2 protein-coding genes are annotated in these 2249 nt (G+C 36.8%); both read left to right on the forward strand.

Annotated features, from left to right (window positions below):
* Positions 1 to 657, forward strand: a 657-nt coding sequence (locus AC52RT_RS02690) for a DNA gyrase C-terminal beta-propeller domain-containing protein (protein WP_495539320.1), incomplete at its 5' end; no start/stop codon positions are given.
* A gap of 113 nt (positions 658 to 770) precedes the next feature.
* The gene (locus AC52RT_RS02695) at positions 771 to 1874 is read left to right on the forward strand and encodes an HD-GYP domain-containing protein (RefSeq protein WP_495539321.1); all 1104 of its coding nucleotides are present in this window, start codon (positions 771 to 773) and stop codon (positions 1872 to 1874) included.
* The last annotated feature ends 375 nt before the right edge of the window (positions 1875 to 2249 follow it).

The raw sequence follows: 2249 nt of genomic DNA on the forward strand, positions 1-2249 counted from the left end.
GCTGTTGGTCTTCGTGAAGAGGATGAATTAATCTCTGTTCGTTTAACTAATGGGGATAAACATATTGCTATTGGTACGAAAGACGGAATGATGATTCGCTTCCATGAAACCGATGTACGCTCAATGGGACGGACAGCAGCTGGCGTTAAAGGAATATCCTTACGTGAGGGCGACGAAGTAATAGGGATGGAAATTCTTGAAGAGAGTGAAGAAGTTCTGATTGTTACCAAGCACGGTTATGGTAAACGGACACCAGCGGAAGAGTATCGTATTCAAACCCGTGGAGGCGTTGGAATTAAAACCTGCAACGTTACAGAAAAGAATGGTGAACTTATTGCTCTTAAAACGGTAAGCGGCCAAGAAGATCTCATGCTGATTACAGCTGCAGGTGTGTTAATCAGAATGGCAGTTGAAGATATTTCAAAAACTGGTCGTAATACTCAGGGTGTGAAATTAATTCGTCTTGAGGCATCAGAAAATGAATATGTTTCTACCGTAGCTATGATTGAACGTGAAGAAGAAAAAGAGCTAATTGAAGACATTTCTGAAGGGGAGACTGTTTTACCAGTTGAATCAACAGAAACTGAGTCTAATGAACAAGACTCTAATCCTGAAGACAATGAAACGAATCAGTCTACGGATGAAGAAGACGAGTAAATACAAAAATAAAATGAGGCTGTCCCTAAAAGGACAGTCTCATTTTTGTGTAGAACTTAGTAATAAAGAACTATATAAAACAATAGTCAATTCGAACTAAATGCAGTAATATTATGGTAATGATTAGCGCAGAGGTGCTGACTATGAGGGTTAAGACTCATTATTTAGTTGAGGGATGTATTCTTAGTAAAGATATTGTCGGCAGAATAGGAAATCCCATTATTAATAAAAAAACGATTTTAAATACTGAGATGTTAGATGTACTTAAAGCTTTTCTTATAAGTGAAGTAAGTGTAGAAAAGACAATGATAAATGGGCAGCAATATCATCCACGAGAAGTGATTGATGAAGAAAAAGAAGATTTTAAAGATGAACCTTCTTTTATTACGAACTATTTAAAAACGGTTCAAATTTATAAACAATACTTTAAAAATTGGCAGGCTGGAAGTAAGGTTGAGGTTGCAAAAATTAGAGAAATTATGATTCCTTTACTTGAAAAGACACTTAATAACCCATCCGTCATTTTTTCACTGCATCATTACTGCACGAAAGAAGATTATTTATATCATCATGCTATCTCGGTGGGCTTAATCAGCGGATACATTGCGCAGAAGAAACGATTTGATCTTGGTGATGTTATTCAAGTCACAATGGCAGGTTGTTTAGTTGATTGTGGAATGGCCAAAATTTCTCCAAGTATTCTTGATAAGAAAACCGTTTTAACTGCACAAGAGTATGAAGAGGTTCGGAAGCATCCTATTTACAGTCTTCGAATGCTGCAAAGCACATCGATCTTAAAGGAAACAGTCAAGTATGCCATTCTACAGCATCATGAAAGGCTGGATGGCAGTGGGTATCCAACAGGAAAGCACGGAACAACGCCACATGCATTTTCAAGAGTGGTAGCCGTAGCAGATGTGTATCATGCGATGACCTCTGAAAGAAGCTACCGAAAAAAGCAATCGCCATTTAAGGTAATGGAAATGATCCTTCATGATGATTTCGGGAAATTTGATATATCTGTTATTAAGATTCTTCTTGCTGGTATTGCAAATTATGCGATAGGCAGTAAAGTTAGATTATCAAATGGTTCGACAGCTGAAATAATATTCATTGATGAAAATGCACAGACTAGACCCTTGGTTAAACTGCTTGATTCTAGCGAATTAATTTACTTAGATAGAAATAGAGAATTGTTTATAGAAGAAATCATGTAAAGAAGATCTGTGTATTCGTACGCAGATTTTCTTTCTTTCTCCGGATTTATGGCAGGTAAATTTGGCTCTATCTTACTTGTTTATTAAAATAGTAACTATGGAGAAAATAAGTCTTGCAATTCCTTCGTATCCTAGATATAATAACTAAGTCGACAAGGACGTTAAAAATAAATGTTGACATCGAAACAAGTTAGTATTATACTAACGAAGTCGCTTCAGAAGAAACGGCGAAACAATTGCTCTTTGAAAACTGAACAAAACAAAGCGTCAACGTTTTAAAGAAGTGAGTACACACTATAAAAACAACCGAGCAAGTCAAACATTCTACGGAGAGTTTGATCCTGGCTCAGGATGAACGCTGGCGGCGTGCCTAAT

Source organism: Peribacillus sp. (assembly GCF_059453735.1).

Excerpts from the sequence above, each read along its gene's own strand:
- AC52RT_RS02695 (WP_495539321.1), top strand. The coding sequence starts at position 771 with ATGGTAATGATTAGCGCAGAGGTGCTGACTATGAGGGTTAAGACTCAT.